Annotated in this window: 5 protein-coding genes; 2 read left to right on the top strand and 3 right to left on the bottom strand. The window is 66.7% G+C overall.

The features are described from left to right. Positions 1 to 549, top strand: a 549-nt coding sequence (locus ACFXMF_RS45820; RefSeq protein ID WP_380021233.1) for a tetratricopeptide repeat protein, incomplete at its 5' end; no start/stop codon positions are given. A 221-nt stretch (positions 550 to 770) separates the two neighbouring features. Further along, a complete protein-coding gene (locus tag ACFXMF_RS45815; RefSeq protein ID WP_379989595.1) occupies positions 771 to 1,691 on the top strand; it encodes a hypothetical protein in 921 nt (306 codons plus the stop codon). Between the two features lie 1,298 nt (positions 1,692 to 2,989). On the opposite strand, the gene ACFXMF_RS45810 is transcribed toward ACFXMF_RS45815, so the two are convergent. The 3 genes from ACFXMF_RS45810 to ACFXMF_RS45800 all read right to left on the bottom strand — a co-directional run. Next, a complete protein-coding gene (locus tag ACFXMF_RS45810; protein WP_379989602.1) occupies positions 2,990 to 3,628 on the bottom strand; it encodes a hypothetical protein in 639 nt (212 codons plus the stop codon). Positions 3,629 to 4,492: 864 nt separating this feature from the next. Then, positions 4,493 to 6,103, bottom strand: a complete 1,611-nt coding sequence (locus ACFXMF_RS45805) for a hypothetical protein (RefSeq protein WP_360322493.1) — start codon at positions 6,101 to 6,103, stop codon at positions 4,493 to 4,495. Between the two features lie 395 nt (positions 6,104 to 6,498). Beyond that, a partial coding sequence (locus ACFXMF_RS45800; protein ID WP_380021231.1) for an SMI1/KNR4 family protein occupies positions 6,499 to 7,095 on the bottom strand: 597 nt, incomplete at its 5' end.

Here is a 7,095-nt window from a genome sequence, read left to right as displayed (position 1 = left end):
GTCGGCAGCGGCAGAGCCGTTGAAGCGACAGGTCTCGGGGACGCGCTGCGGGAGGTGCGGCGGTTCCAGGAGGCGATCACCGCCCTCGAACGCGCCCGCGACCTCTTCGAGGCCACCGACGACCCGACCGGCCAAGCCGCCACCTGGAACAGCCTCGGGATCGCTCTGGGGGACGTATGTCGGTTCGAGGAGGCCATCACCGCCTGCGAACGTGCCCGCGACCTCTTCGCAGCAACCGACAACCGGAACGGCCAAGCCGGCGCCTGGACCAACCTCGGGATTGCTCTGGGGGAGGTGCGGCGGTTCGAGGAGGCGATCACCGCCTGCGAACGCGCCCGCGACCTCTACCAGGCCACCGACGACCCCCATGGTCGGCTTGTGGTCGAACGGCTCCTCCGCTCAATCCGGGAACAAGTCGAAGCTATCGAAGCCATGCGGGACCACGCCACCGGCAAGACGGCCCCACCATCCGACCCGTCGGCATCCGGATTCTCAGGCTCCCTGACCCTGTTTTTCCCCAAGCGTGAACAGCCCCCGCCCAGCGGATAATCCACACTCGCCATACACGCTCTGCCATCGGCGGGCGCCCTCGCAGCGGAGAATACGGACGTCAACGAATACGGCTGGGTACCGGCTGTGCGAGCGGACATGGTGCCCGCGGATCTGGCCGCCGGCGGAACCGCATGATGCGTCGAATCACCACCCGATGGTGTTGCCGCAGCCGTGACAAGTCGGCATCCGAGACCCCGGTGCGGTTCTGGTCTGGCGGGATGACCAAGACAGCACGGGACCTGCCCGGTGACCCGTTCGCGCTGCACCTCGAGTACTCGTTGCGGCACGGCCTGCGCGAGGACCCGCACGACCGCACGATCGAACGCTGGAGTGTGGTCGTTCGGCACGGCTACGAGGTGCACGACGACACCCGCTGCCCGACCCTGCTCGGCTTGGACGGCGAGATCTCCTGCGAGGACCCGGTGCCGGGCCCGGGCGACACCGGCTGCCCGGCGTTCGAGCCGGACGGCGTCGCGGTGGGTTGGATGGTGTTCTTCCGCGTCCGGATGGACCGGGGGATGAACGCGTGGTGGGCGATGGAGGAGGAGTCCGCGGACCTGCACCGGATCGGCTGCGTGCTGCTCGACCAGGAGAGCGGGGACTTCGGCGAGAGGGCCGACGAGTACCTGGAGTACATGGGCGTGGACCTGCTGGTCATGGACCGGGTCGTCCTGGACGGGCGGTGGCGGGGGTTCGGCCTGGGACCCATCCTGGCCGCGGAGGCGATCGAACGACTGTCCCCGGGCGCGCGGGCGGTCGCCTGCATGCCCGGGATCTCCGACCGGGAACCGGGATGGGAGCCCGGGCAGGAGGAGTGGGACCGCGTCACGGCGCGGATCACCGCCGCATGGGCGAGGGTCGGCTTCGAGGCCTTCGAGGACGGTGTGCACCTGTTCGACCCGGCGACCGTGGTCGCCGAGGAGGCCCTGTCCGTGCTGCGTGAGGACTTCGACGACCTGTGCCGGAACCGGTCGCACATCGGCGGCGGCGAGTCCGCGACGGGAGGCCTCCACCGGTGCGGCACAGGGGACGGGCAGCCGCCGCCCGCGGATGTGCCCTCCTCGACGCCACCGGCGCCCGTCGCCGACCTGGCGGCCAGGCGTCGTGCGGCGACATCCTCACCGCACTCGGGGACGTGATCACCGGCCCGACCACCGGCGCTGTGAACCCTCGAAAACCGGGAACCCGGCCACGTGGGGAAACACTTCGACTCGACGACCCCGTTCGTCGGGTCGGGTCACCGGACCGGCAACGACGACGCACCCCGACGGAGCGGGGCGTACGGTCGTGCGGGCGGAACGCGTCACCCCGTGCGATCGACACCCGGTGCCACGGCCATGCCGGACGGAGGCCGCCCGTCCAGGACCCTTCTCCTCGGGTGCCCCGAACGGACGGGCACCCACCGGACGACCACCCGCCCCCTGCAGGGCGGAGCCACCCGTTCGGCGGTCGAAAACACGTCGATGACGTCGGACCGGTAACGCACAATGGCCCGCATCTTCCCTGATGACACCTATTTGTCGAAACTCGGACGACTGACGTACTCCCCGGCCCTGGTGGAGAGCACGGTCCTCACGCACCTGGCGCAACTCCACGGCCTGCCACCGGCGTTGACCGCTCGCAAGCCGACCCGCAGGACCCTCGAGGTGACCGCCCGCGCCCTCACGGACCCGGCCAACCTCGCCAAGGTCGGCGACCCCGCCACCCGCACATACCTGGACGCGGCCGGCGAGGAACTCGCCGCCGCCGCCCGAGCCGGCCACGCAGTGGCCCACGCCCGCGCCGCCGAGCTCGCCGAAGCCGGGACGGCAGTGTCGCTGACGGTGTTGCAGGACATGCGGGCCCGCTTCGAACGCGACGGGCTCGTAGGGGCTGGTCGATCCGCGGCTGCGGGCGAGCTCGAAGAGGACCGGACGGGCGGACGAGCGTGTCGTCGCGGCGCTGCGAGTGGTGGTGGACGAGCAGACCTCGCGGTCCACGGTGTCCGCACAGGTGCTGCGGCGGCGGATGGAACGGCTCGTGGAGGCCGAGCATCAACGCGAGCTACCACCACTGCCGCAATCTCTGGAATGCCACCATCACGCGCGGCTACCGCGTCAGCGACCGCGAGCGCAGGTTCCAAGCCCTGGGCATCGACCGTTGGACAACCCCTTGGGATCCCCGGCGGGATGCGGCGGTCTATCCGGAGATCGTCGAGGCCGCTGCCCTTTTCTCTTCAGCCCACTGGCGAAGCCTGGCGCTCGCCGACCGCGTCGGCCCCGACCGGTTCAGAGCCGAATTCACCCGGCGACTGCCACAGGAGAAGGCCCTCCGCACCACGTCCGGCCCCTGGTGTCGGCGTACTCGTCAATGTGCCCAACCAGGTACACGTGAACGTGCTTATGGCGGGCCGGTGCTGCCTGCCCACTTGCCTGGTCGGCGGAACCGGCTTCCGGGTCTACCGTTGCCCCGGCCCGGTCGGCGACGGCAGATCGAGCAGGCGGGAGAGGGCGGCCACCACAGGGGTGGCGTGGTCGGGCAGGTGGTGGGACGCCCAGTCCGCCGCCAGGGCGACGAAGTCGGAGAGGTCACGATCGACGCCCTCCAGGAGTCGGGCGAGTTCACAGGCGGGCAGCTCGATCACCGGGCCGTCGCTCTTCCCGGAGTCGAGGGTCAGCCGGACGGTGTCGCCGAGCCGTTCGGCGGTCGGTTGCGGATCGTGGCCGAGCCAGGGCGGGTCGCCGCCGTCGACCACGTCCTGCCATTCGCGCCAGTCCTCCAGGCCGCAGCAGCAACCGGGCGGCACCACGACCCCCGAGGAGGTGTCCGCGACGAGCAGGCCGCCCCCCGCGATGGGTTCCTCGGAGGTGAGCAATCCGTGCAGGAAGGATCCGAGCGGGTCGGCCGACGGGAGCGGGAAGCCCTCCCCGGGGTCGGGGCCGATGTCGTTGCAGCCGACGATGCGCATCATGGCCGTCCCGACCTCGGCGGGAGAAAGACCACCACCGAGAGGAAGGTGGCCGAAGGACTTCGTCTCGGCAACCGGCCAGAAGGCGAAGTCGCCGTCGTGGACATCCACCCTCAACACGGGCCGCATGGTGATCACGCGCGAAGTGTGCCGCACTCCCCACCCACCCCGCCCCTCGTTTACGCCCGGACACCCCACCACCAGGACCGAACGGCGAACATCCAGAGCACGTTCGGCTGTACCTCCCTGGGCACATTCAGATGTACGCCGACAGCCCCGGCCCAGGGGCGGTGCGTTCTCGGCTCGGGCATCGTGGTGCATACGAGAAGCAACCGGCCGAAGCGGATCCCGCAGGTCGAGGGAGACTACGCCCGTCGCGGGCGGCCCGCTTCGTCGGAGCGTCCGCGCCTTGCGCTGCGGTCGCGCGGCCGGTTCGGGTCTTTGAGCGCGACGTGGGCGGGTCGGGTGTCGGCACCTCGTAGAACACGTTGGCGCCCCCGGACCACGTGTCGCTCACCCCCGGCTGCGGTATCCCGACGTGGTCGAACAGGACGGCCTCGCTCACGTGGTTGCGCGCCGCCAGGCGCGCGACGAACGAGGCCGTGGCCTCACGGGGCAGCGGCGCCACCCGCGCCAAAGCGCGCGGGGGCCGGACGAAAGAACCCATCGCGTAGACAACCTCCGCGACCCGGGCCCACACCGCCGAACGCGGCCCGGGCCAGCCCGGGGGACCGGGGGACCGGGGGAAGACCCTAAACGCCGCAGTCAGTAACGGCACGGGTGCCTCGTGCGTTGCGCCCCGCTGCCATCACGCGATCGGTGGCCACTTGAAAACGTATTGCTCGCAGCGATCCCTCCCAGCTTCAGTAAGATATCTGACTCGATCGCTCCTTTTTTATTCAGGCCATTGTGCAGGGCATAGCTGAATTCTGCCCCTCGGGAGCGCCGCCTCGACGCGAGGCCCTCAGAGGAGGCAAGCGCATTTATGCATCATTACCCTTGCGGGGGAGTGCGACTCGTAATTTCCGGAGACGAGAAAGTCACCGCATATGACTTGCCCGGTTCCGACCATGCGAACAGAGCGAGTTGCATTGTCCCCGGCTCGACGAACATCATGTCAGCGGCGGTTTGCATACTCATCCATGTTTGCCCATCGTTACTGTACTCACATGTCGTCAGCTTCCGGTTCTCCACAGTGATTCTGAGATGAATTGAATCGGCGGAATAGCTCTGGTACCACGGGTAGAGGGTTACGTTGTCACTCCAGGTGAGGTAGTCAACGTAGCCAACTGTTTGCACACCGCCTCCTCCGTGCGGGCCGGCGATGCACTTCCCAATGCCTCCGGCGATCCCTCCGGGGGATTTGTTTATGAATCTGGCTATGCCGGCGGCCACAAAATATTGATCAGTCCTGGAGGGCACGGGAAATCGTACGGTGAGCTTGACGGTTGCCTGGAAGCTCTCGGGGACGTCGAAAAGTTGATGCAAGAATGGTCCTCTCGACACGGGACCCACGGGGGCTACCTGGACGCGTGTGAGTGCAATCGGTGACGGTTCGGAGATCGGCGGTGTAAGCGCACCGGGATCGAACAGTTGCGGCGGGGTGATTTGACCTCGTGACAGCTTGATTGCATGCGCCACCGCGCCGTTGATCAGCTTCGTGTACAAGGCAATGGAATCATTGATGGTCTGGCTGGGGGGAAGGTCCTGAAAGAACGCAGGATTTTGCAGTGCGAACTGCAGGTCATTACGGATTTGGAGGTATCGATGTTTCTTCTCACGGGCATCGGCAAGGGCGAGGAGGAAGTCCTCCCGTTCCTCGGGGGTGGGCAGTGGAAGAGGCAGCGTGTCGTAGGTGGCCACCTCCGCCTCATAGGCGGTCGGACTGGTCTTCACGAACTCCGGAAATCTTTTGAACCGCTCGTGAGCGTCCTCAATCGAGGCGATGGGAGATAGCTCTGCGCCCGTACCCGCATTCTGGAACATGGTCGCGGTGAATTCCGAACTCGTGCTCGCACTCTGCTTGGTTTTGGCGAACTCTGCCTTGAACGACCCTGCCGCCACCAGTCCGTTGAACTCGGCCTGCAGGGTAGCCGCCAACTCGGACTGGGTGCTGGTTGAGACCGAAGTGATTCGGATAACCGTATAGAACTCTCCGCCTGTTTGCAGCCCCCGGATGAAGCTGTCCCCGAACGCCCGCTTGAACTCCTCGACCCTGTCAGTGTCGAGCAGCGCCCTGGCGTCCGGTGTCACCTTGAAGCCCTTACCTCGCTTTAGTGGATTCTCGACGACGACCTGAGCCAACAGGAAGGTCGAGGTGGAGTTGAAGTTAGTCCGTTCGGAAAATTTGGCTTTAGCCGAGGCGGAAAAGAACCCGTAGCGCCCCTGCGCCTCAAACCCCATTCCTAGATTATCCATCAACTCCTCATGGGAGGACAGGATGGTGATCGACGACCTGGCTTCCCCGCCGCCGGCTACCACATTTTCCTGGATGGTGAATCCCTCCAAGGCTGATCCGATCGCCTGGCCGGTTTCACTGTTAAAGCCCATGCCGATCTCTTCGTCGTTGAAGAGGATACGGCGGATTTGGGGAACTGATGGCATCGTCGACCCTCGCGATCAGGTTCATTACTGCCGGGCGGTTCTTGCCCGCCGGTCTCGACCGTATTTCCAGGATGGACTGTACGGGCGGTTTTGCAACCCGAGGGAGACGCCGCCGCCCCGGGCCCAGGACAGGAGCGAGAATCGTGATCAGCTCCCCGTCTCCTCCGGAGGAGATACCGGAGCCACGGAAGTTTACGATTGAAGGTTCGACAGAAGATCGGCCTCTGGCGAAGGAACGCTGACGTTCCATACGGGTGGTGCCGACAGCGTGTGGCTTTGTTCACTTCCAGGAACAGCATTTGTCGATGGGTTTCGACGGCAGCAGACGATCATCAGGGCCCAGGATGTTCGCCGATTTTGGTTCTGGCTCAGGTTGTGTGGTGTGTGACTGTGCGTCACGAAATTGGGGCCAGGCGGTTTCTTCCGGGATGGGCGCGCAGTGCCGGTGACGTGAGTTCCAGCGCGCGATTGTCCTTGCCGGCCGTCATGTGGTCGAGCCATCGCTCGTACCAGCCGAGGAAGTCGCGAGCGGAGGAGACGTTCGGGCCCCAAGAGCCGTCCGCGTTGCCGATGACGATCCGGCCGGTGAGGGGGCCGGTCACCGCGATGAGGGCCATGTCGGTGCATCCCATCTCGATGATGTGCAGAAAGAGATCGCGCCGGGCTTCCCCGGGGGCGACGCCGCCGAATCCGCGGGCTGTGCCCGGCGGATCCATCGTGTAGAGAGGAGGCCGCTCGCGGCCTGTCGGGTCCGACAGGCCGTAGAACGGCGCGGCGCCCGAACCGCCCATGTGGAGCAGGAACTGCCGGTAGGCGTCCGGGAGGACGACGGCGTGGATGTCCTCGAAGTCGGTCAGCCGGGAGGCCGGGACGGTGGGGCCGAGCCGGAATCGGTGCCGCTCTTCGCCGAACGAGTGGCTGCGATGGGGATGGAACGGGACGGCGGCCAGTTTGCGGCGGATCCGGGGGACGCGGGTGTCCACGGATGCTCC

It is taken from the genome of Embleya sp. NPDC059213 (assembly GCF_042754445.1).
Lineage (GTDB): Bacteria > Actinomycetota > Actinomycetes > Streptomycetales > Streptomycetaceae > Embleya.
This window is presented reverse-complemented; position numbering and strand designations above follow the sequence as displayed.